Origin of the sequence: Nocardia pseudovaccinii NBRC 100343, from assembly GCF_001613225.1 — a bacterium.
GTDB classification, from domain to species: Bacteria; Actinomycetota; Actinomycetes; order Mycobacteriales; family Mycobacteriaceae; genus Nocardia; species Nocardia pseudovaccinii.
The window spans coordinates 1-22,635 of record NZ_BDBY01000183.1 but is presented as its reverse complement, the minus strand read 5'-3'; the positions used below and the strand labels follow the sequence as shown (position 1 = coordinate 22,635).

24 protein-coding genes are annotated in these 22,635 nt (G+C 66.3%); 14 read left to right on the top strand and 10 right to left on the bottom strand.

The genetic code is table 11. The features are described 5' to 3' along the window. Positions 1-24 precede the first annotated feature (24 nt). Complete coding sequence (locus NP3_RS22660) at positions 25-504, top strand: DUF3093 domain-containing protein (RefSeq protein WP_063043606.1); 480 nt, start codon at positions 25-27, stop codon at positions 502-504. Between the two features lie 65 nt (positions 505-569). Here NP3_RS22660 and NP3_RS22655 read toward each other — a convergent pair whose 3' ends face one another. Beyond that, positions 570-872: a DUF4193 domain-containing protein gene (locus NP3_RS22655; protein WP_040692543.1), complete on the bottom strand. Its 303-nt coding sequence runs from the start codon at positions 870-872 to the stop codon at positions 570-572. Between the two features lie 373 nt (positions 873-1,245). On the opposite strand from NP3_RS22655, the gene cei reads away from it, so the two are divergent. Then, positions 1,246-1,926, top strand: a complete 681-nt coding sequence (gene cei / locus NP3_RS22650) for an envelope integrity protein Cei (protein ID WP_040692557.1) — start codon at positions 1,246-1,248, stop codon at positions 1,924-1,926. Positions 1,927-1,989: 63 nt separating this feature from the next. Here the strand turns inward: cei and NP3_RS22645 are convergent, their stop codons facing one another. Further along, a complete protein-coding gene (locus tag NP3_RS22645; RefSeq protein ID WP_063043605.1) occupies positions 1,990-2,895 on the bottom strand; it encodes an inositol monophosphatase family protein in 906 nt (301 codons plus the stop codon). Positions 2,896-3,075: 180 nt separating this feature from the next. Here NP3_RS22645 and ppgK point away from each other — a divergent pair, with 180 nt between their 5' ends. From ppgK to NP3_RS22630, 3 genes are all read left to right on the top strand, one after another. Continuing rightward, entirely contained in the window at positions 3,076-3,834 is a 759-nt protein-coding gene (gene ppgK / locus NP3_RS22640; RefSeq protein WP_063043604.1) for a polyphosphate--glucose phosphotransferase, read from the top strand. A gap of 196 nt (positions 3,835-4,030) precedes the next feature. Then, on the top strand, positions 4,031-5,404 hold the full coding sequence (locus tag NP3_RS22635) for an RNA polymerase sigma factor (RefSeq protein ID WP_063043603.1): 1,374 nt from the start codon (positions 4,031-4,033) through the stop codon (positions 5,402-5,404). Between the two features lie 413 nt (positions 5,405-5,817). Beyond that, a complete protein-coding gene (locus tag NP3_RS22630; protein ID WP_063824862.1) occupies positions 5,818-6,663 on the top strand; it encodes an MHYT domain-containing protein in 846 nt (281 codons plus the stop codon). 58 nt (positions 6,664-6,721) lie between these two features. Here NP3_RS22630 and NP3_RS22625 read toward each other — a convergent pair whose 3' ends face one another. Further along, positions 6,722-7,498 carry an MHYT domain-containing protein gene (locus NP3_RS22625; RefSeq protein ID WP_063043602.1) on the bottom strand — a complete coding sequence of 259 codons (777 nt, stop codon included), beginning with the start codon at positions 7,496-7,498 and terminating at the stop codon, positions 6,722-6,724. A 600-nt stretch (positions 7,499-8,098) separates the two neighbouring features. On the opposite strand from NP3_RS22625, the gene NP3_RS22615 reads away from it, so the two are divergent. Further along, positions 8,099-9,043 (top strand): rhomboid-like protein, encoded by a 945-nt coding sequence (locus NP3_RS22615; protein WP_174566251.1) that lies wholly within the window; start codon positions 8,099-8,101, stop codon positions 9,041-9,043. Here NP3_RS22615 and NP3_RS22610 read toward each other — a convergent pair. Both NP3_RS22610 and NP3_RS22605 read right to left on the bottom strand, forming a co-directional pair. Beyond that, a complete protein-coding gene (locus tag NP3_RS22610) occupies positions 8,945-10,129 on the bottom strand; it encodes a cation:proton antiporter (protein ID WP_063043600.1) in 1,185 nt (394 codons plus the stop codon). The two genes, NP3_RS22615 and NP3_RS22610, sit on opposite strands and share 99 nt — an antisense overlap. A gap of 4 nt (positions 10,130-10,133) precedes the next feature. Continuing rightward, complete coding sequence (locus NP3_RS22605; RefSeq protein ID WP_063043599.1) at positions 10,134-10,616, bottom strand: cation:proton antiporter regulatory subunit; 483 nt, start codon at positions 10,614-10,616, stop codon at positions 10,134-10,136. A 103-nt stretch (positions 10,617-10,719) separates the two neighbouring features. Here NP3_RS22605 and NP3_RS22600 point away from each other — a divergent pair, with 103 nt between their 5' ends. Together NP3_RS22600 and NP3_RS22595 are read left to right on the top strand one after the other, a co-directional pair. After that, positions 10,720-11,916, top strand: coding sequence for a sensor histidine kinase (locus tag NP3_RS22600; RefSeq protein WP_063824863.1), 1,197 nt, complete (start codon positions 10,720-10,722; stop codon positions 11,914-11,916). Beyond that, positions 11,913-12,557 (top strand): response regulator, encoded by a 645-nt coding sequence (locus tag NP3_RS22595; RefSeq protein ID WP_063043598.1) that lies wholly within the window; start codon positions 11,913-11,915, stop codon positions 12,555-12,557. Before NP3_RS22600 ends, NP3_RS22595 begins: the two co-directional genes overlap by 4 nt. Before the next feature lies 1 nt (position 12,558). Here NP3_RS22595 and NP3_RS22590 read toward each other — a convergent pair whose 3' ends face one another. Beyond that, a complete protein-coding gene (locus tag NP3_RS22590; RefSeq protein WP_373864779.1) occupies positions 12,559-12,933 on the bottom strand; it encodes a DUF952 domain-containing protein in 375 nt (124 codons plus the stop codon). A gap of 273 nt (positions 12,934-13,206) precedes the next feature. Here NP3_RS22590 and NP3_RS50560 point away from each other — a divergent pair, with 273 nt between their 5' ends. Further along, the gene (locus tag NP3_RS50560) at positions 13,207-13,401 is read left to right on the top strand and encodes a DUF7455 domain-containing protein (RefSeq protein WP_029903635.1); all 195 of its coding nucleotides are present in this window, start codon (positions 13,207-13,209) and stop codon (positions 13,399-13,401) included. A gap of 68 nt (positions 13,402-13,469) precedes the next feature. On the opposite strand, the gene NP3_RS22580 is transcribed toward NP3_RS50560, so the two are convergent. After that, positions 13,470-14,210 carry a TetR/AcrR family transcriptional regulator gene (locus tag NP3_RS22580; protein WP_063043638.1) on the bottom strand — a complete coding sequence of 247 codons (741 nt, stop codon included), beginning with the start codon at positions 14,208-14,210 and terminating at the stop codon, positions 13,470-13,472. A gap of 143 nt (positions 14,211-14,353) precedes the next feature. Between NP3_RS22580 and NP3_RS22575 the strand changes: the two genes are divergently transcribed. Both NP3_RS22575 and NP3_RS22570 read left to right on the top strand, forming a co-directional pair. Then, positions 14,354-16,099, top strand: coding sequence for a DEAD/DEAH box helicase (locus tag NP3_RS22575; RefSeq protein ID WP_063043597.1), 1,746 nt, complete (start codon positions 14,354-14,356; stop codon positions 16,097-16,099). Further along, a complete protein-coding gene (locus NP3_RS22570; protein ID WP_063043596.1) occupies positions 16,099-16,659 on the top strand; it encodes a hypothetical protein in 561 nt (186 codons plus the stop codon). Before NP3_RS22575 ends, NP3_RS22570 begins: the two co-directional genes overlap by 1 nt. A gap of 6 nt (positions 16,660-16,665) precedes the next feature. On the opposite strand, the gene NP3_RS22565 is transcribed toward NP3_RS22570, so the two are convergent. Further along, complete coding sequence (locus tag NP3_RS22565; protein ID WP_063043595.1) at positions 16,666-17,235, bottom strand: class I SAM-dependent methyltransferase; 570 nt, start codon at positions 17,233-17,235, stop codon at positions 16,666-16,668. A 55-nt stretch (positions 17,236-17,290) separates the two neighbouring features. Here NP3_RS22565 and NP3_RS46215 point away from each other — a divergent pair, with 55 nt between their 5' ends. Then, positions 17,291-18,367: an AraC family transcriptional regulator gene (locus NP3_RS46215; protein ID WP_245721064.1), complete on the top strand. Its 1,077-nt coding sequence runs from the start codon at positions 17,291-17,293 to the stop codon at positions 18,365-18,367. A 15-nt stretch (positions 18,368-18,382) separates the two neighbouring features. On the opposite strand, the gene NP3_RS22555 is transcribed toward NP3_RS46215, so the two are convergent. Beyond that, complete coding sequence (locus tag NP3_RS22555) at positions 18,383-19,123, bottom strand: SDR family NAD(P)-dependent oxidoreductase (RefSeq protein ID WP_063043594.1); 741 nt, start codon at positions 19,121-19,123, stop codon at positions 18,383-18,385. Between the two features lie 107 nt (positions 19,124-19,230). Between NP3_RS22555 and NP3_RS22550 the strand changes: the two genes are divergently transcribed. Continuing rightward, positions 19,231-19,839, top strand: coding sequence for a TetR/AcrR family transcriptional regulator (locus tag NP3_RS22550; RefSeq protein ID WP_063043593.1), 609 nt, complete (start codon positions 19,231-19,233; stop codon positions 19,837-19,839). 9 nt (positions 19,840-19,848) lie between these two features. Here NP3_RS22550 and NP3_RS22545 read toward each other — a convergent pair whose 3' ends face one another. Further along, on the bottom strand, positions 19,849-21,507 hold the full coding sequence (locus tag NP3_RS22545) for a DEAD/DEAH box helicase (protein ID WP_245721069.1): 1,659 nt from the start codon (positions 21,505-21,507) through the stop codon (positions 19,849-19,851). Positions 21,508-21,795: 288 nt separating this feature from the next. Here NP3_RS22545 and NP3_RS22540 point away from each other — a divergent pair. Further along, on the top strand, positions 21,796-22,635 hold an 840-nt coding region (locus NP3_RS22540; RefSeq protein ID WP_084508814.1), incomplete at its 3' end, for a YihY/virulence factor BrkB family protein.

The following is a 22,635-nucleotide window of genomic DNA, read 5'->3' as shown; positions in this document are numbered from 1 at the left end:
TCGGACCAGCCCAACCCAGTGACTATGGACGAACAACAGCGAAGCTTCGAGCCCTACCGCGAGCGCCTGTGGGTGCCGCTGTGGTGGTGGCCGATCGCGTTCGCCATCGCCGGGTTGCTGGCCGCCGAAATCCATATGGGCGCACCGGGTCTGCGCGCCTGGTTGCCCTACGCGTTGCTGTTTCCGGTACCGGTGTGGGTGCTGTTGTGGCTGAGCCGTCATCGGGTGGAGGTCGCCCAGGACGGTTCCGGCATCCGCGAACTCCGCGCCGATCGCGCGCATCTGCCGGTGAACTTCGTGGCCAGATCGGCCACGGTGGCCCCCACCGCCAAGAGTGCGGCGCTGGGCCGCCAGCTCGACCCCGCCGCCTATGTCCAACATCGGCCATGGGTGGGGCCGATGGTGCTACTTGTACTCGACGACCCGGACGATCCGACGCCGTACTGGTTGATCAGTACGCGACGGCCGGACCGGGTCTTGGCCGCGCTTGGCATACCTGGCTGAGGCCGGGCGTGCCGAGCGCGGGCTGACCGTTGATCTCGGCTGGAGATCAGATCTCGCGCCGGAGATCAGGCTGCACAGTCCATGCAGATCAGCTGACCGCCACTCTCACTGGCCAGCCTGCTCCGGTGATGGACCAGGAAACAGCTGGAACAGGTGAACTCGTCGGCCTGCTTCGGGATCACCCGAACTGTCAGGACTTCCTCGGACAAGTCCGCGCCGGGAAGCTCGAACGACTCCGCGGTATCGGATTCGTCGATATCCACGACGGCGGACTGTGCCTCGTTGCGACGAGCCTTCAGCTCCTCCAGCGAATCTTCCGACACTTCGTCGGATTCAGTGCGCCTCGGTGCGTCATAGTCAGTTGCCATGTCGTCTTCCCCTCGTCCTTACTCCGTATATCCCGGACCGGGCCACTCACACCGATTCCCTCGGAATCGGAATGACCAGCTCCGCCCCGCCGGTGGTGCACGTCACACGTACACCGGTCCCCTATCAGCGCGGATCATGCGGACCCACCTTTGATAGCGCTCGGTAAACGCAGGACATGCCCTTCTTGTTCCCGCGACCGACCACCGTTTTGGGCTGCGATGTTTCGATCTGGGCCGCCAGACAATAGCGGACGCCACGGCAAAAGTCGCAATCAAAACACAGACGATTCGAAACTGAGGGGTAATCGACACCAACCGTGAACTCGCCGAGACCTTACGCACTGGCGCGGACACATTTTCGTAGAGTATGCACGTGGTTTCACTCATCACCGAAGGCAGCGCAACGGATCGAACGGGTCAACCCTTCCTCCGGCGACGCAACCAGCCATGGTTGATCCTGGTCGGCGTCCTACTCCTGATCTGCACCGTGGTGTGGATCAAGGCCCTGACCACCGAGGACAGCAGCGGAACCGCGATGGCGTGCAATTCGCCGAGCCCGGCCACCGACGCGAAATCGCCCCAACCGGCCCCGATGGGTCAGCGGGTGGGGCAATCGCGGCTGACCGACGTCGAACCGGCGGCACTGGCCTCGTCGAAGGTCCGCGTGCTGAACGCGAACAACAAGAGCGGTCAGGCCTCGCACATCGCCTCGGCGCTCGGCGATCTGGGCTTCGCGAGCGCGCCGGGACAGCAATTCGGTAACGATCCGGTTTATGTCAACGGCGACCTGAACTGCACCGGCCAGATCCGCTTCGGCGTGAACGGCCGACCGGCCGCCGCCTCGGTCCAGTTGGTCGCGCCGTGCGCCGAGCTGATCGAGGATCAGCGCAACGACGACACCGTGGACCTGGTGCTCGGTTCGGTATTCGGCGAATCGCTGCGGCCGAGCCCCGACGCCGAGGAAGTGCTGAAATCGCTGAAGAATCCGGCACCGGGCGGATCGACGTCCATCGATCCCAAACTGCTGTCCGCGGCGCGCACGGCACGCTGCTGACCTTTCCTGAACCGACCTTCATCGCCCCGGTCTGCCGCTTCGGCAGACCGGGGCGATCCGTTTTCAGGCGTCCGGGATCGCGGTGGTCGCGCCGACACGCTCGAACAGTTCGGTCAACTCGTTCGCGACGCCCGGTGCGGCGGCAACGACCAGCTCACCTGCCGCACCCGGGCTGGTCGCCGCGGGCAAGCGCAGCGCCGCACCCGCCTCCGCGGCGATCAAAGCACCCGCCGCCCAGTCCCACGCGTTGAGTCCGTGTTCGTAGTACGCGTCGACGCGGCCCTCGGCGACGAAGCACAGATCCAGTGCCGCCGCGCCGAGGCGGCGGATATCGCGGATCTCCGGCAGGATCTGCGCGATCAGCTCCGCCTGCCTGGCCCTGCGGTGTTTGCCGTACGCGAATCCGGTGGCCACCAAAGCCATCGCCGCCGATCGCACCGGCGTGCAGCGCAGGTGTTCCACGGCGCCGTCACCGGTCACCTTCGTGGCTCCCATCCGCAGTCCGGCGCTGTAGGTGGCCGCCCGCGCGACATCGACCACCGCCCCGGCGACGGGTTGTCCGTCGCGCATCGCGGCCACCGAAATCGCATAGCCCGGAATGCCGTACAGGAAGTTCACGGTGCCGTCGATCGGGTCCACCACCCAGTGCACGGTATCCCCGTCACCGCCGGCCAGGCTGCCGCCGCCCTCCTCACCGAGGATCGGATCGCCGGGACGCGCTTCGTCGAGCAGCCGCCGGATCAGATCCTCGGTCTCGGTATCGACGATCGTCACGGGATCGGTGGGGTGGCCCTTGGCCTGCACGACCCCGTCGCGCGCGCCCTCCGGACCGAATACCTCGGGCCGGCGCGAGCGCACATGCGCGGCCGCGGTTTCGGCGAGTTGGACCGCGATCCGGCGCAATTCGGCGACATCCGCCGATGGCGTCGCGGGCGGGCGGGCGGTAACTGGCGCTGTGGTCTCCGGCATGCCCCCATGCCATCACACATCCTCGGCGAACGGGAACCGATGCCCGCCCATTACTCTTGTCGTGCACGACACAACGCCGTCGTCGGGCACAACACCGCATGCTCCGCGACCAGCCGGTGGTGAGCTCCTGTGCGGCGGCGCGTTCATCACATCGGCCAGCACAGGGAACGAGGGAACGTCATGTCCGCTCGGGGGCACGCATTCGGTATCGATATCGGTGGCAGCGGCGTCAAGGGCGCCGCGGTGGATCTGGCCACCGGAGCATTGGTCCATGAGCGGATAAAGATCCTCACACCGCATCCCTCGACACCGCAGGCGGTCGCCGACGCGGTCGCCGAACTGGTCGCCCAGGCCGATTGGGACGGCCCGGTCGGCATCACGCTGCCCTCGGTCGTGCTGGAAGGCGTCGCGCAGACGGCCGCCAATATCGACAAGGCATGGATCGGCACCGACGCGCGGGCGCTGTTCTCCGCGGCACTCGACGGCCGCGCCGTCACCGTGCTCAACGACGCCGACGCGGCCGGTCTGGCCGAAGATCGCTACGGCGCGGCAAAGGAATTCGACGGTCTGGTGGTGCTGCTGACCTTCGGCACCGGCATCGGCTCGGCGCTGCTGTTCCACGGCACGCTGGTGCCCAATACCGAACTCGGCCATCTCGAGATCGGCGGCATGGAGACCGAACACCGCGCCGCCGCCTCGATCAAGGATCGCGACGGCCTGACCTACGAGCAGTGGGCCGCCCAGGTCAGCATTGCGCTCAGCGGCCTGGAGAATTTGTTCTGGCCGAAGGTCTTCGTCGCAGGTGGCGGCATCAGTCGCGATGCCGAACAATGGATTCCATTGCTCACCAACCGAACCCCGGTGATTCCCGCCCGACTGGAGAACACCGCGGGCATCGTGGGGGCGGCCATGGCCATCGATGCGGGCATCGCACCGTAGACGCGCGGAGGGTGCGGCATTAGCCGTTGCCGGGATCGTGCCGTAGGTACCCTGGTTCGATCGTTACAATGGAACGTACTCCGGCCGCGAGCCGGAAACCCCAGACCCGGCGCTCAGCCGGTGAAACCCGACAGACCGCTCCGCCGGAACACCACTCTGGCGTGACGCCGCACGAGACCGTCACGAAAGGGCGTACGTGGTAGCCACGACTCGTCAGACCGCCGAATCGGCCGATGCCGACTCCGCAGATGTAACCGAAGCACGGCCGGTCCGCAAGGCTGCCGCGAAGAAGGCCCCGGCCAAGAAGGCCGCTGCCAAGAAGGCTCCGGCCAAGAAGGCCGCCGCCGCGAAGGCGACGAAGGGCCCGGCCAAGAAGGCCGGACCGAAGAAGGCCGGACCCGACGGCGAACCCGGCGGCGACGAGAACCTCGAGGCCGAGGATCTCGACATCGAGGATCTCGGCGATCTCGAGGTCTCCGAGGACGATCTCGCCGACGAGGCCGAGGAACTGGTCGAGGACGTCGCCGAGGAAGTCGAGGAGGGCGAGGCCGAAGAACCGTCCGCCGCGGACAAGGCCTCCGGCGACTTCGTCTGGGACGAGGAGGAATCCGAGGCGCTGCGTCAGGCCCGCAAGGATGCCGAACTCACCGCATCGGCCGACTCGGTGCGCGCCTACCTCAAGCAGATCGGCAAGGTCGCGCTGCTCAACGCCGAGGAGGAGGTCGAACTCGCCAAGCGGATCGAGGCCGGTCTCTACGCGGCGGAGAAGGTGCGCGAATTCGCCGAGCAGGGCGAGAAGCTGCCGGTCGCGATGCGCCGCGACTACACCTGGATCGTTCGCGACGGCAACCGCGCCAAGAACCATCTGCTGGAAGCCAACCTGCGTCTGGTGGTCTCGCTTGCCAAGCGCTACACCGGCCGCGGCATGGCATTCCTGGACCTGATCCAGGAGGGCAACCTGGGGCTGATCCGCGCGGTGGAGAAGTTCGACTACACCAAGGGCTACAAGTTCTCCACGTACGCCACCTGGTGGATCCGGCAGGCCATCACCCGCGCCATGGCCGATCAGGCCCGCACCATCCGCATCCCGGTGCATATGGTCGAGGTCATCAACAAGCTCGGCCGCATCCAGCGCGAGCTGCTCCAGGATCTGGGCCGCGAGCCCACCCCGGAGGAGTTGGCCAAGGAAATGGACATCACGCCGGAGAAGGTCCTCGAGATCCAGCAGTACGCGCGTGAGCCCATCTCGCTGGACCAGACCATCGGCGACGAGGGCGACAGCCAACTCGGCGACTTCATCGAGGACTCTGAGGCCGTCGTCGCGGTGGACGCGGTGAGCTTCACCCTGCTGCAGGATCAGCTGCAGTCGGTGCTGGAGACGCTGTCCGAGCGCGAGGCAGGCGTGGTTCGGCTGCGCTTCGGCCTGACCGACGGCCAGCCGCGCACCCTCGACGAGATCGGCCAGGTCTACGGGGTCACCCGTGAGCGCATCCGGCAGATCGAGTCGAAGACCATGAGCAAGCTGCGCCACCCGAGCCGCTCGCAGGTCCTGCGCGACTATCTCGACTAGTTCGTTCTGCTCGCTTTCCGAAGCGCCCGCGCCTGACAGCGCGGGCGTTTCGTTTTTTCGCAACCGGCCTCCTTGTCGTTCGGTCGACCGGCAACTTCGCCCGCATTCGCTCCGCCTACGGTCCCGCTATCGGCGAATCCGGCTGCACCCATTGGGGTTTTCAACCGCATCGAGCCGAATTGCTTCTGCAACAGTCACTTTCGGCGTTCTGCCGCGCAACCGATCAGCCACGGGGCGGCAAACGAGACAGCGTCCGGCTCGCTAACCAATTCGGGTTTCAATCAAACCTAAAAGTGACCGAAACCACTTCTGCGAAACCGGATTTCGGCTCCCATCGGGTCGACGGCTGTCGTATCGTCTGACCCGCTGTTGTTTCAATCGCCGATGCTTTTTCTTCGGCAGTGGGGGCGTGCGTGCTCGACATCTACCATTTCAGTTACGGTCTACTGACCCCGCTGCTGGCCTACACCATGTCGGTCACCGGATGCCTGCTCGGCTTGCAGTGCGCCGCACGCGCCCGCAGCGGCAAGGATCGGATCGGCTGGCTGCTCGGCGCGGCGGTCGCCATCGGCGGCACCGGCATCTGGGTCATGCATTTCATTGCGATGCTGGGCTTTTCGATCCGCGGCACCGAGATCCGGTACGACATTCCGCTCACCCTGCTCAGCGCGATCACCGCGATAGCCGTGGTCGGCATCGGGCTGTTCATCGTGGTCAAACCCGAACCGTCGCTGCGCGGCCTGCTGGCCGGGGGTGCGATCACCGGCCTCGGCGTCGGGGCCATGCATTACATGGGCATGTATGCCATGAAGTCGAATGCGATGATCAGCTATGACGCGCGGCGGGTCGGGCTGTCGTTGGTCATTGCGGTGGTGGCGGCCACGGTTGCACTCTGGTTCACGTTGCGGGTCAGGGGATTCTTCGCAACCATCGGCGCCGGACTGATCATGGGTGTGGCCGTTTGCGGCATGCATTACACCGGGATGTCGGCGATGCATGCGCACACCGGAGATATGCACGCCCCGGAAGGGACCGGTGCCATGGAGCTGATCGCGCCGATCATCGTCGTGATCAGCGTGGTGACGATGCTGCTGCTCATCAGCGTCAGCCTGACCGAGATCGATCGCAGTGTAGAACTGCCGCCGCTGCGCATCGCACCGCGCGCCAAAACCGATCCGCTACCGCCGCTGCCGCCGGTGGAACCGCAGATACTGCCGACCGCGTACTGGCCGACGCGGACCGAGGTACCGCGCCACTGAACCCATCGAAATCGCCTGTGCGACAAGCACCCACGACGATCTCACCGGGCGATGCGACTCAGTCCCTGGTCGGCCAGTAGCGCGCCGGGCGCGGTCCGCGCGCACCGTCGTAGGCCGGATCCTCGACATCGGTGATGCCGATATGCAGTAGCAGCATCATGGTGACCATGCCGACGCCGACCGTCAGCGGAGTCAGCAGTTGTGTCGCGCCCGCGCCCGCGGGTGGGTGCATGCGCTGGCCGTTCTGCACATGCATCGCGAACATGCCCGTGTAGTGCATACCGCAGACCGCGACGCCCATCACCAGCGCCGCGCCGATGGTGGCCAGGGTGCCGCGGATATGCAGCGCGAACCAGAGCGCCGCCGTCGCGGCGATCACCGCGATCACCATGGACACCAACACTATTCGTCCGTCGTATTCGATGACCGCGTCGGATTTCATCGCATACATGCCGGAATAGTGCATGGCACCGACACCGACGCCGGTGATCGCACCACCGATGTACAGCGCCACCGGCTCCAATCCCGGCAGCTGCGCGACCCGTAATCCGATCCACACCACCACCATCGCGATAACCGCGCTGAGCAGGGTGATCGGCACGTCGTAGCGGATCGATGCGCCGTGGATCGAAAAGCCCAGCATGGCAATGAAATGCATGACCCAGATCCCGGTGCCGCCGATCGCGACGGCCGCGGCGACGAGCCATCCGGCGTGGCCGCTACCGGCCCGCGCCCGAACCACGCACCGCAGCCCCAGCAATGATCCGGTGAATGACATCAGATACGCAACAACCGGCGTGAGCAACCCGTGGCTGAAGTGATCGATTTCCAGCACGCGAACTCCCTCGTTGGGCTGACGTCGACCGTCATCGCGACAGTGCGAGCCTGCCCGCTTCTAAGAACCAGCAGGTAGGCGATTTACAGTACTACCGTCCGCTAAATTTGTCATGGGATGAATCCGATCAGTGAGACAGTGCCCGCTATCCGTCGGCGATCACCTGTGCCCGATACATACCGAACGGTCCCCGCCGCTGAATCCTGCCGATCGCCACCGCCCGGCAATCGATCAGCACTGATATTGCTGGGCCACAATGGATCTCATGAATTCACCGGTCGACACCAGGCGTTCGCGCATTTGCAAGAACACCACAGCAATTTCGGTACGCATGCCGAATCTCATTGCGGCCCAGTGCCGCCGAGCTGGATGAGGTTCGGGTCGCCAACCGGACTCGACCGGCATCGTGTGCTCGCGGCGGGTCTGCACCATTCGCGCCGAACCCACAGAGCCTGCTCTCTTGGTCGGCGGACTCCGCGGCGCCGACGTTGCTGCGGGTGCGAATCGACGTCAGGGCGGAAAGACCAGCTCAGGTGAGCCAGGACACAGACCGGGCGGGTCTGCGCGCAGAAGTTCCCCGGAACCGGCAGACTCGTGCATGTGGTTGCCCCCACTTTGCGCCGAATCCACTCCCCCTGGACGCAGACCGTCGACCTCGGTGACGAATTGCGTGCGGTCTGGTCATGGGCGCGGCGGCCCCGATTGATGCGCCGACTGTTGCCCGAACTGCGCCAGGACCTGTCCGGCGCACCGGCCAGCACGGCCTACGCGTTCACCTTGTTTGTCACCTGGTGGACGCTGCGCGGCGTCGGCGATTCGGTGGAGCGCAGGCTGATCTTCTCGGCCTCCACCAACCTCTACAACATGCAGCACAACCCGATCCAGGTGCTGGTGGCCTCGGCGTTCTGGACTCAGGGGCAATTTCCGTGGGTCACCATCGCGGAGATTCTGGTGGTCATGGGCTTCGCCGAACGCTGGCTCGGCACCAGTCGCTGGATCCTGCTGTTCGCGACCGGACATATCGGCGCGACGCTGCTCACCGTCACTACCATCGACCATGCCATCGACCACCACGTCATCCCGGTGCGGGTGGAGTATGCGGCGGATGTCGGCACCAGCTACGGGTTCACCGCCGTTTTAGCGGCCATGGCGTTCCACTTCCGCGGTGTGGTCCGCGCACTGTGGGCGGGTGTCATCGTCGTATTCCTCGGCTCGGCGCTGCTGATCGGACCGACCTTCACCGACTACGGGCATATGTGCGCGGCCCTGATCGGTTTGGCGGTCGGATTCGTCGCGTCGACTTTCTGGCGGCGCATCGAACGTCTTCGTTCCGAACGCGACGCGATTTCCGCGGCGCCGACACCGGCGTCGACGAATCGGCTCACGGTGCCCCGGATTCCCGCGGCCGCCGCCGATACCGGAACGAATTCCGTGGCGGCGCAGCCGCTATCCGGTGCTGACGGCGGGGCTGAAGCGGCGCTGCACCATGCCGATGACCGGTTCGACGACGCGGGCCGCGATCGGGCCGAGCACCGCCATCAGTAGGACATAGGCCGAGGCGAGTGCGGCGAGTTGGACGTCGACCGCACCCATGCCCACCGCCAAACCCGCGATGACAATGGAGAATTCACCGTGCGCGACCAGTGCCGCGCCCGCGCGCGCCCGCCCCGTCCGGCGGATACCCTGCCGACTCGCCGCCCACCAGCCGGTGGCGACCTTGGTCAGCACGGTGACCACTGCGAGCAGGATCGCCCAGCCGAGTACCGGCGGAATGGCCCGCGGATCGGTGCTGAATCCGAAGGCCACGAAAAAGATGGCCGCGAACAGATCCCGGATCGGTTCCAGCAGTTTGGTCGCCTCGTGCGCGGTGGAACCGGAGATCGCGATACCGAGCAGGAACGCGCCGACCGCCGCCGAAACATTCAGCGCCGATGCCAGACCGGCGACCAGCAGGGCCGCGCCGAGCAGCTTCAACAGGAATACCTCGCGGTCGGCGCTGTCCACGATCGCCGAGACGTACCGGCCGTAGCGCAGCGCGACGACCAAGACGACGGTGACAGTGGCCAGGGCCAGACCGAGCACGGTCAACCCGCTCAGCAAGCTCGTACCGGCCAGGATCGCGGTGAGGATCGGCAGATACATCGCCATCGCGAGATCCTCGAAGACCAGGATCGACAGGATCACCGGAGTTTCCCGGTTACCGAGGCGGCCGAGGTCGTTCAGCACCTTGGCGACAATGCCCGATGACGAGATGTAGGTGACCCCGGCCATGGTGATCGCTCCGGTCATCCCCCAGCCGAGTATCAGGGCGACCACCACGCCGGGCGTCGCGTTCGCGACGAGATCGACCAGACCTGCGGCCCAGGAGCGGCGCAATCCGGTCACCAATTCCGCCGCGGTGTATTCGAGGCCGAGCAGTAGCAACAGCAGTACGACGCCGATTTCGCCTGCGATATGGCCGAATTCGTTCGCGGCGCCCAGTTCTACCAAGCCACCCTGGCCGAAGGCCAGCCCGCCGAGCAGATAGAGCGGAATCGGGGACATGCCGAAGCGTGCCGCCACTCTCCCGAGCATGCCGAGGGTGAATAACACCCCCCCGAGCTCGATGAGGGCGAGCGCGGTTTCGTTCACGCTCTCACCCGTGCGTCAGGATCTTCGCGGCCGCGTCCAGACCGTCGGGGGTACCGACGACCACGAGTATGTCATCGGCGGTGAAAGTGAAATCCGGTCCCGGCGAGGGGTGCAACTGCCCCGCACGCATCACCGCGACGATGGAAGCCTTGGTGCGCGTGCGCATTCCGGTCTCGCCGAGGGTGCGGCCCTCGTACGGCGAATCCTCGGCGATGGGTAGCTGGCGGGTGGTGATCCCGGGTAGGTCGCGGTGATCCTCGCGCAGCTTCGCCACCAGCTGCGGCGAGCCGAGTAGGTTGGCGAGCACCGCGGCCTCGTCCGGAGTCAGCGGTACTTGCGCGGCGCAGGAGTCCGGGTCATCGGGTTTGGAGACGATCAGATCGATGCCGCCATCGCGGTGATCGACCACACCGATCCTGCGGCCCGACCGCAGCTGGAAGTCTTTGCGTACCCCGATCCCGGGTAGGGCGGTGACATCGACGTTCACACCTCCACCCTAACCGGCAAAAGCGGCTGACCGCCCAACAGCCCACCGACACTCATTCCTTCGGCGGACCCTGGGACGCGAGGGCATGTGCTGTGATGGGGCGATGCGACGGCACTGGGATGCTTTGTCGGCGACCGCGCAGGACGCGCTGGGCGCCGCCTTCGCGCTTGTACTCGGCGCCGCGCTCTATCTGACCGGCCTGTTCGAGATGGCCAGTGACCTGAGCCGCCACCCGTCGCTGCCGGTGCGGTTCGGGGTGCTCGCGCTGATCTGCGTGGCGAGCTTCCTGCGGCGTCGCATGCCGATGACGGCGCTCGGTATCGGGCTGATCCCGTTCGCCATCGATTTCGCATTCGGTCCGACAGTGCCGGTCTGGCTTATCTATTCGGATCTGATCTATTCGGGTGTGCTGTATGCCGCGCCCACGCGTTCGCGCTGGCTGGTCACGGTTTGCGGGGTGGTCTCGGCCGTACTGACCGTGCTGGCGCTCGTGCTCGGCGACTGGCGGGTCGCGGTGATCACCATCGCCGCGCTGTTCGCCTTCGTCGCGACGCCGCTGTGGTGGGCACTGTCGGTGCGCGGACACAAGGAGATCGCCGAGGCCGAACGCAAACGCGCACAGGCGATGACACTGGTCGCCGAATTGGATCGGCGCGCCGCCATCGCCGACGAACGCAAGACGATGGCGCGCGATCTGCACGACGTGATCGCGGGACACCTGTCGGCCATCGCCGTCCAGTCCGAAGCGGCGCTCGGGGTGCTGGCCCGGCAGGAAACCGATCCCACTGTCGCCGGGATCGTTTCGTCGATCCGGTCCAATAGCGTCAGCGCGCTGCAGGAAATGCGCACCATGATCGGTCTCCTGCGCCGCGACGACGGCGCCGAGGACGATGCGGCCGCGCCGCGCAAACTGGCTCAGCTGCCGATTCTCGTCGATGCGGCCCGCGCCGCCGGAATCACCGTGCGCGTGCGGGATTCACTGAACGGCACGGTGCTGCCGAGCGCGGTCGACCAGGCCGCCTACCGAATCGTGCAGGAAGCACTGACGAATGCCATGAAACACGCACCGGGACAGGAGGTCGATATCGATGTGCGTACGGAGGCAACGGATCTGGCCCTCTCGGTGCGCAATCCCACGGTACGGGCGCGCAATCGACCGCCCGACGACGCGCGCCACAGTGGTCTGATGAATATGCGGGAACGAGCCGCGGCGCTCGGCGGCACCTTCACCGCCGGACCTAGCGCCGACGGCTGGGAAGTCCTTGCGCGACTGCCGATCTCGACGACGGAGGTGTCATGATCCGGGTACTGATCGCCGATGACCACGGCGCGATCCGGGCCGGACTGCGGATGATCCTGGAGACCGCCGAGGGCATCGAAGTGGTCGGCGAGGCCGCCGACGGCGATATCGCGGTGGCGCAGGCCAAGGCGCTGCGCCCGGATGTGGTGCTGATGGATGTGCGCATGCCGGGCGTCGACGGCATCACCGCCACCGGCCGCATCACCGAAGACGCCTTGGCCAGGGTGCTTATCCTGACGACCTTCGACCTGGACGAGTATGTTTTCCGGACGCTGCGCGCCGGAGCGTCCGGCTTCGTGCTGAAATCCGTGTCGGGACAGGCACTTATCGATGCGGTGCGCGCGGTGGCCGCCGGTGACGGCGTGCTCGCGCCCGAGGTGACCGCCGCGGTGATCCATGCGTTCGCCTCGACCGATGGCGAACCGGCCCGGCCCGCGCCGGACGGCTTGGACAAGCTGACCGAACGCGAACGCGAGGTGCTCGACTGTCTCGGCGACGGTCTGTCCAATGCTCAGATCGCCACGCGGCTGTTCATCGGCGAGACAACAGTCAAAACACATGTCTCACGTGTGCTCACCAAACTCGGTGTGCGGTCTCGCGTTCAGGCCGCCATCGTGGCGCGCGAGGCCAGGAAGCGGTAGGTCAGGACGCCGGAAAGTTCGGGTCGAGCGCGGCGAAGGTGCCGTCCGACCCGGGCTGGTACTCCACTACTGCGGTGACCGCGCCGACCGGCAGCGGACCGTACAGATGTGGGAACAGCATCGATTCCGGATCGGTGGGCACGCCCGGTTCCCATTTCACCGGCGCGCCGACGCAGGCCGGATCGATGCGCAACAGCACCATGTCACGCCGTCCGGCGAACAATCGGTTGGCGGGCAGATGCGCCTGCTGTGGCGTGGACAGATGGATGAACCCGATCTCTTCGAACGACTCCGGGCGGTACTCGCCGGTTTGCCGGGCGCTCAGCCAATCGGCGAGTGTGCAAATGTGAACGAGCGTGTGAGTGTCATGGATCACGGGTAATCTCCCGGTAGACAACTGGATAGGCCTGTTCGTGATCGTGGTCGAGTGGAGTTCGATACGTAACCAGCGATGTTCGCCAGTAGCGAAATCCCAGGTGGTGTTATCGAAAACACACAGAATCACTTCCGGGAACAAAGCCCCCGTCCCGAACGTCTGACAGAGTAGTCATACCCCTGCTGGGAAGTAGCGGTAGCGAGCCCGCGGAGTGACCACGGGCCCCACACCAGGTGAACGGACTGTAGTGCCGGGAGCCAGGACGGAGGAGTCATGCCAGGAACCCTGACAAGCACCCCACTGACCGCGGTCGATCGTTGCGACCGCTGCGGTGCTGCCGCACGAGTTCGTGCCGTATTGCCCGCAGGTGGCGAGTTGCTCTTCTGCCAGCACCACGCGAATGAACACATGGATCGCTTGCGTGAGCTCGAAGCCGTGATCGATACGGAATCGGCTCCCGCGCTCTGACCAGTCCTCGCGTCCCGACACAACAGCATCGAACAACAGAACATCGCTGATAGACGACAGCGGGCGACCTACAGGTCGCCCGCTGTCGGCGTTTCCGGTCCCGCGACTCCGGACAGGATGCCGTCGAGCAGTTTGCCGAGACCGAAGGCGAAGTCGCCCGGCGGGTCCGATGGCGCTTGATAGCGTTCGCCTACCACCGCACCGACCCGCGAGGCGATCGGGAACTCCTCGACCGACATGACCTCGGTCAGCAGCGGGCCGTGCCGCTCCCACCACTGCGCGTCGGTCAGCTCCGCGGTACTGCGGATTCCGGCGATCGCCATCCGCGCATTGCCGGTCGCGAATTCCGACAGCACCGCGATCACCCGATCCATAGCCAGATCGGATAACCCGATCCCCTCGATCGCGGCCAGCTGCCTTTCATATCGGCGCATCCGGCCCGGACCGAGGACCAGCCGCCACGGTGGCACCTCGAGCAGCCATGGGTGCGCGACCAATTCCGCACGGACCTGTTCGGCGATCGCGGACATTCGGTCACGGACCGGGAGATCGATCGGGATGGGCACGTCCTCCAGTGCGACCGTGTCGACCATCAACACGGTCAAAGCCTCCTTGCTCGGCACATAGGTGTAGAGGCTCATCGGGCGCAGGCCGAGTTCGGCGGCGACCGCGCGGATCGACACCTTCTCGTACCCCTGCCGATCGGCGAGGGCGATCGCGGCGACGACGACCTCATCGACACTCACCGTCTGCTTCGGGCCGCGCCCACCGGATCGCGGCGGCACAGCATGTCGCCAGAGCAGGCTCATCAACTGTTTCGCCTGGTCGGTCACGTGGTCCCCTCGGAATTAATTCGGTACGCTGTACGTTGTTATAATACTCCGTACGCCATACGACGATCTAGGGGACAGCTCTGCCCAGCACACAGGCCACCTATCTACCCGACCGCCACATGTTCGCGCTGTGGACCTGGAACGGATCCGCGCCCGGCCGCGCGCCCGACGGCGATCGGGAAGCACTCTCTTTGGCAGTGCCGACGGGTCCGGACGGCGCGATCGAGGTCACGGATGTCGAATGCGCACTAGTTGATCCGGACGAGCTGTTGGACTTGGAGCTCGGTAACGCGGGCCCGTCCGTACACACTTGGCGCGCAGTACTGCAGGACGGAGCCGAACCGGGTGATGCCGAGATGGTGCCGCTGCCCATTGCGGCGCACGCTGTCCCTGACGCTGTCGGAACATCGATCGTGTCCGCCGAGCGTGCGGTGCGGGTGTTGCGTGAAACACGGTGCGCCGGGGCGGAACTGCGGGCGGGGCTGAAGGCGGAGTTGCGGCCGTATCAGGTGCGCGGGGTGGGATGGTTACACGAGACCGTCGCGGCGCACGGTGGGGCGGTCTTGGCCGATGAGATGGGGCTCGGGAAAACAGTGCAGACTATCGGGTTTCTGCTCGGGCGGGCCGAGAGCGGAGCGCAGCTCGTGGTTTGCCCGACGTCGCTGGTGGGGAACTGGGCGCATGAGATCACGCGGTTCGCGCCCGGGCTGCGGGTGGTGGCGTGGCGCGGGGGCGAGATCGCCGATGAGGCCGGGACGATTGTGGTGACCGGGTATCCGATACTGCGGTTGCACGGTGCTGTGTTGACCGATCGTTGCTGGGCGACAGTCGTTTTCGATGAGGCGCAGGCATTGAAGAATCCGCGTACCCAGGTGTCCAAGGCGGCGCGGGCATTGACGGCGGAGGCGAAGGTCGCGCTGACGGGTACGCCGGTGGAGAACCATCTCGCGGAGCTGTGGGCGCTGCTGAATCTGGTGGCGCCGCGGCTGTTCGGGCATCGCACCCAGTTCCGCCGTCGATTCGTCCGGCCTGTCCACGAGGGTTCGGCGGTCGCGGCGGCCCGGCTGCGGGATGCGCTCGAACCGGTGCTGTTGGCGCGCAAGAAGGCTCAGGTCGCCGCATCACTGCCCGCGAAGATCCACAGCGATCTGCTCTGCGATCTGACCACCGAACAGGAACGGCTCTACGACCAGCTGCTCGACAGGGCGATCGATGACGGCTTCGGCCACGGCGTGCAACGACAGAGCCGGGTGCTCGCGGCGCTGACCGCTCTCAAGCAGGTCTGCAACCATCCGGGACTGATCACCGGTGAGCTGGGCGAATTGGCGGGCCGGTCCGGAAAGCTGGACCTGTGCGCCGATATCGTGGCCAACAATCTCGAAACCGGCGACCCGACACTGATATTCACCCAGTATCGCGCCACCGGTGACCTGCTGGTCCGCCACCTGCACGAGCAGTTCGGGGTGCGGGCGCCGTTCTTCCACGGCGGACTGGATCAGGCCGAGCGAGCCGAGATCGTTTCGGGTTTCCAGGCCGAAGACGGTCCACCCGTGTTGATCCTGAGTCTGCGCGCCGCAGGCACCGGTCTCACCCTGACGCGTGCCGCCGATGTCATCCACTTCGACCGCTGGTGGAATCCGGCCGTCGAAGCTCAGGCCTCCGACCGGGTGCACCGCATCGGCCAGACCCGCACCGTCACCATCACCACCCTGACCTCGGGCACCACCGTCGAGGAGCACATCGCGGGCATGCACGAGCGCAAATCCGCCCTCGCGGACCTCAACGATTCGGCCGGGATCGCCGCACTGGCCCGCCTCGACGACGACCAGCTCATCGAAATCCTGCGCCGCAAGAGGGAGAACTGATGGCGGACAACGAATTCGGATACACGGCATGGGGGATGGACTGGGTCCGGCTCGCCGAACCTCTGCGCCAGACCCGACCCGACCCGCTGCTCCCCCGTGCCCGCAGCATTGCACGCAACAACGGTGTCCAGGCGACCGTCGAAGGGCGCATCGTGCGCGCCGCCATCCATCGCGGTGGGCAGGCCTCGGTAACCCACCTCGAAGTCGCGCCACTTTCCCGTTCGGACATCACAGCGATCGCCGAAATCATCCCGGTTACCACAGTTCTCACCGACGAAATGCACCGAGCGCTGGTCAACGCTGGCATCAGCCCGGCGTCTGGCCCGGCCGGGACGGACTGCTCCTGTTCGGCCCGCACCCCCCGCTGCGTGCACGTCCTCGCGGTGTTCTACGACATGGCCCGCCGCGTGGACGAGAACCCTCGCCTGGCGCTGGAGATCCAGGGCTATTTCCAAGCGGCACCGCAGGATTCGACAGCGCCGGTCGAGTCTCCCCGCTGGACGCCGATCAATGCACTCGATCCCGCGGACTACTTCGAGGCCGCGATAGCGGTGCGCTGAAAGGATTCACTCGGGACGGCGGGCGCGGAAGCGGAAACTGCGTTCGCCGGTTTCGATCTCGACATCGGTGAAACCGGCTCGGGTGAGCCGGTCCGCGGCGTGCTCCGGCGGTACCGGCACGCAGGTGTCGCCGAGGTGCAGCAGGCGGAATACGCGGCCGTCGAGGCCATCGCTGCCTGCGAATACACCGCCGGGACGCAGGACACGCAGGGCTTCGCCGAAAAGCGCGTCCTGTGCTCCGACAGTGGGTACGTGGTGCAGCATGGTGAAGCACACGACCGAGTCGAATTGCCTTGGGGGCAAGGGCATATCCGCGCCGTCGCCCTCGATCACCGTCATCGCGCTGCCGTGCCGGGTGCGCAGCCGATCGACCAGCACCGGATCGATCTCGACACCGGTCAGCTTGCTGGTGCGCTCTCGCAAGGCGCGGATATTGGCACCGTAGCCGGGGCCGATCTCGAGTGCGGACGCACCGAGGTCGAGACCGGACAGCGCCCACGGGACGATCCGTGTCGTACTCGTACGCTCCCACGCCGCCGATCGGCACATCAATTTGTGTACGTAGTTCATCGCCATGCGATTCACGCTAGAAGCGGCCAGCTGTGACCACGAGAGGCTACGGTGACAAGTTGTGTCGCGAAACGGCCAATTCTTGGTGCCCCAACCCGGGACATCCCAGCCGAACGACGGATCCGTAATATTCCCGGCCGCGATCGGTGATACCGCCATGGTCTTCGGCGCGGGCGTCATATCCGCGGGCTACTGGTTCGACACCCATGAACATCCGCAGCACCAAATCGCCTGGGCGGCAAGAGGGGTCATCGCCGTCGAAATCGGCGACGGGTACTGGGTGCTGCCACCCACCCGCGCCCTGTGGATCCCCGGCGGCACCCGACACCGAACCGGAACCGCCCAGGGCGCGACCATGCGCGGCATCTTCGTGGCACCCGACCGATGCCCGGTCTCGCTCACTACCCCGACAATGCTCAGAGTGTCGCCATTGCTGCGCGAACTGTTCGACCATCTCACCGGGCCAGACACCGCCCTCGCGCGCGGAGATGACGCGGAGCGACGCGAGCACGTCGACGAGCCCACTGCCAGCGAGCACCCGCGCACGGACACCCGAACCGACGGGATGGTCACCGCGGCGACTCGAAATCCCGCCGACAACGCCGCCGCACGAGGCGAGCGCGCGGAAGCGGTTCGATTCGAGCAGGCCGACGAGAATCCGGTCAGCGCCCGCCCGCTCACGGACGCTCGACCTGAAAGAACCGCCGCAGCGACGACCCGAAATCCCGCCGACGACAACGCCGCCGCGCGGCGCGGGCGCGCGGAGGCGGTCATCTTCGACCTGCTCGAGCCGGTCGAGGTGATCCCCGTAGGCGCGCGCCGACCGGTGGATGCCCGAGCCGGACGGGTCGCCGACGCCATGACCCGCGATCCCGCCGACCCCCGCACCCTCGCCGAATTCGCCGCCGACGCCGCAACCAGCCCCCGCACCCTGGCCCGTCTGTTCCTCGTCGAAACCGGAATCTCCTTCGGCCAGTGGCGAACCCAGATCCGCCTGGCCGCCTCCCTCCCCCTGCTCGCCGAGGGCCTGCCGATCGCCCGCATCGCGGGCCGCGTCGGCTACGCCACCCCCAGCGCCTACGTGGCCGCCTTCCGCCGCACCGTCGGCGTCTCCCCGGGCCGCTACTTCACCGGGTAATCGCGCGCTGCGGAGTCAGGCGTTGGTGCCGCCGTCGACGGTGAAGGTCGCTCCGGTGATGCTGCGGCCGGAGGGACCGGCGAGGAAGGTTACGGTGGCGGCGATATCGTCGGTGGTGCCGAAGCGGCCGAGCGCGGTCAGGTCGATCTGGTGGGAGGCGTGGTCGCCGTCGGCCGGGTTCATATCGGTGTCGGTGGAGCCCGGCTGCACCAGGTTGACCGTGATGTTGCGCGGACCGAGTTCGCGCGCAAGGGCCTTCGTGAATCCGTTGAGTGCGGATTTGCTCAGGTTGTACAGCGTAAGTCCACCGAATGCGGCGCGCTCGGACAGGTTGCTGCCGATGCTGATGATTCGTCCACCCTCGGCCATATGCTCGACCGCCGCCTGTGAACCGACGAACGCCGCCCGCGCGTGGATATTGAGCGCGCGGTCGATCTCCTCGACGGTGAACTCCTCGAACGGCTTGGCCGGGAAGATGCCCGCGTTATTGACCAGCACGTCGAGCCCGCCGAGTTCGGTCGCGGCCCGATGCACCGCCGCAACGACCGCGCCCGCGTCGGCGCTGTCGGCTCGAATGGCGATCGCGCGCCGCCCCAACGCTTCCGCCTCGGCGACCACCGATTTCGCCAGCAGTTCGTTGTGCTGGTAGGTCAGTGCCACATCCGCGCCCGCCGCGGCCAGGTGCCGCACGATCGCCGCTCCGATCCCCCGGCTGCCCCCGGTCACCAGCGCAACTTTGCCCGTCAGATCCGCCATCGTGACTCCTCCTAATTCTGTGTCGATCAGTACATAAATAGCTAAGCGCATGAGCTGCGACGGCGTCAAGGGGTATATTTAACGATCGACACAGAAAGGAACGGGTCATGGCCGAACGTGGACGCCCACGCGCATTCGACCGCGAGGTCGCGCTACGTCGCGCCATGGAGGTGTTCTGGGAACACGGATACGAGGGCTCGTCGATGAGCGATCTCACCGCGGCGATGGGCATCAACTCACCGAGCCTCTACGCCGCCTTCGGCGGCAAGGAAGAGCTGTTCCGCGCGGCTGTCGGCTTGTACGGCGAGACCGAAGGCGGCTACACCGCACGCGCGCTGCGCGAGGAACCCACCGCCCGCGCCAGCGTCGAAGCCATGTTGCGCGACAATGCCACTGCCTATACCCACGAGGACAAACCGCACGGCTGCATGGTCGTACTGGCGGGCTCCACCTACACCACCCGCAGCGAAACCATCCGCGACTTCCTGGTCGAAAAGCGCCGCGAGACAACCGAAGACATCCGCGAACGCCTGGATCGCGGAGTCACGGAAGGTGATCTGCCTTCCGACACCGATACCGCGGCACTCGCCAGCTTCTACACCACGGTCCTGTACGGCCTGTCGATCCGCGCCCGCGACGGCGCTTCGCACACCGAACTCACCCGATCCATCGACTGCGCCATGGCAGCGTGGCCCGCATCGGCCAGCGCACGCTGATCGCCGCGGTTACTTACGGCGCAGGGCGGCGATGCGCTCACCGAGTTGGTCCGCGGAGGCCAATGCCGTTGGCGGACCACCGCATTCGCGGCGCAACTCACCATGGATCACACCGTGCGGCTTGCCAGTGCGATGGTGGTGCATGGCGACCAGACTGTTGAGCTCACGACGCAGCTCACCGAGCTTGTCCGCAGTCGCGACCCGCTCGGCGGCCGAGGCGACCTGCGGACCAGGATCGGGCGTCGTGGCCTCACCGCGTTCGGCGAGTTGCTTGGACTGACGTTCACGCAGCAGCGCCCGCATCTGCTCCGCGTCCAACAGCCCGGGAATCCCGAGGTAGTCGGCCTCCTCGGCACTGCCCGCGAAAGTCGCTGTGCCGAAGGAGGATCCGTCGTAGATCACCTGGTCGAGTTCGGCGTCGGCGGCGAGCGCGACGAAGGGCTTCTCGTCCTCGCCCGGCTCGTCCTTCTGCTTGTTCGCGTCGATCAGGAGTTCGTCTTCGAGGCCGTTCTGCTCGCGGTGCGGCTTGCCGATGACGTGATCGCGCTGCAGTTCCAGTTGCGCGGCCAGATCGAGCAGCACCGGCACCGACGGCAGGAACACGCTGGCGGTCTCGCCTGGCTTGCGCGCGCGCACGAACCGGCCGATGGCCTGGGCGAAGTACAGCGGGGTCGAGGCGCTGGTCGCATAGACGCCGACCGCGAGTCGCGGCACGTCGACGCCCTCGGAGACCATGCGGACCGCGACCATCCACGGCTGGGTGTTCTTGCTGAATTCGGCGATCCGGTTCGAGGAGGACGGATCATCCGAGAGCACCACCGCTGGCCGCTCGCCCGAGATGTGTTCCAGCAGTTCGGCGTAATCCCGGGCCCGCTCCTGATCGGTGGCGATCACCAGCCCACCGGCATCGGGCATACCGGTCGCACGCAGCTGGCGCAGCCGGGTGTCCGCGGCGACGAGCACCTTGGACATCCAGTCGCCAGCTGGATCCAAGGCGGTGCGCCACGCACGGGCGGTGTGTTCCGCGCTCAGCGGCTCACCGAGGCGGGCCGAGTACTCCTCCCCCGCGCTGTCGCGCCAGTGCGCCTCACCGGAATACGCCAGAAAGACAACGGGCCGGACCACGCCGTCTGCCAAAGCCTCCGCATAGCCGTAGGTGTGGTCGGCGCGCGAGCGTGGGAAACCGGCTTCATCGGGTTCGTAGATCACGAACGGGATCTGGCTGTCATCGCTGCGGAACGGGGTACCGGTCAGCGCGAGTCGGCGGGTGGCGTCACCGAATGCCTCGGCGGTCGCCTCGCCCCAGGACTTCGCATCGCCCGCATGGTGGATCTCGTCGAGAATCACCAGCGTTCTGCGTCTTTCGGTGCGGACACGGTGCCGCGCGGGATGCGAGGCGATCTGTGCGTAGGTGACCACGACGCCGTGATAGTCGCCGGAGGTCGCACCGGTCGCGTTGGAGAAGCGCGAATCCAGCTGAATGCCCACGCGGGCCGCGGATTGGGCCCACTGATGTTTGAGGTGTTCGGTCGGGGCGACCACGGTGACCTGGTCGACGGTGCGGTCGGCCAGCAGTTCGGCCGCGACCCGCAGTGCGAAGGTGGTCTTACCCGCGCCCGGCGTCGCCACCGCGAGAAAGTCCCTGGGCTTGGTGGACAAGTACTTCATCAGGGCCCGGCGCTGCCAAGCACGTAGCGAACCACCTGAGGAACCCGCGGCGCTCGATTTTTGCGAATCGCCCGGTGTTTCCGCTTCTCCCGCCACAGCGGCGCCACCCGACACAGTCACGAGGACGACCCTAGCTGTCCCCCATGGCGTGTCGCCAAACCGACGCGGCGTGGGCGACGGGCGTCACACGCCGAACCGTGCGCCACGCCGTGTTCATCTGCTCCCCATCGACTCGATGCCACGGCAAACCGGAACAATATGCTCGGATGCGCGATGCTGTTAAGCATCATGACCGACGAAAGTGCTCTACCGCGCCATACCCCGGGGGTCGGCGACCAGCCGATCCACAGCGGCGGAGGCGGCGCGGAACCCACGGCGGCGACCTATGTGCGCAACGCCGCAACGCGAGCTGCGCATGTCGCGCGACATGGTGGCAAACTCGTCGTCCGGGTGGCGGTGAAGTCATGGAACGATTCGATTTTCGCCAAATCCGCGGCCGCGGCGTTCTGGCAGACGATGTCGCTGGCGCCGCTGCTGCTCGGGGTGCTCGGCAGCCTCGGTTACGTCGGGGAATGGTTCGGACCCGATACCGTGGAGATCGTCCAGCAGAAGATCATCGCCTTCAGCCGGGACCTGTTCAGCACCAGTGTGGTGAGCGATCTGATCGAACCGACCGTCACCGATGTGCTCAGTCGCGGACGCGCCGCCTTCGTCTCGGTGGGTTTCGTAATGTCGCTGTGGGCGGGATCCTCGGCCATGTCGACCTTCGTGGATTCGATCGTCGAGGCGCACGGCCAGAAGGATGCCCGGCATCCGGTGTGGCAGCGCATCTTCGCGTTGCTCCTGTATGTGCTGTTCCTGGTGGTCGCGGTATTCCTGCTCCCGCTGATCGCGCTGGGGCCGACATTGATCGGACGGGTCCTGCCGGATTCGTGGCGGGAACCCGGGTTGCGGCTGATCGACTCGTTCTATTACCCGGGCGTCGGCCTGGTGCTGATCATCGGGCTCACCACCCTCTACAAGCTGGCACTGCACAAATCGCTGCCGTGGCATCGCTTGTTCGGCGGGGCGTTGGTCGCGGGCGTGTTCTTCATGGCCGCCAGCGAGGGGCTGCGCCGCTATCTGTCC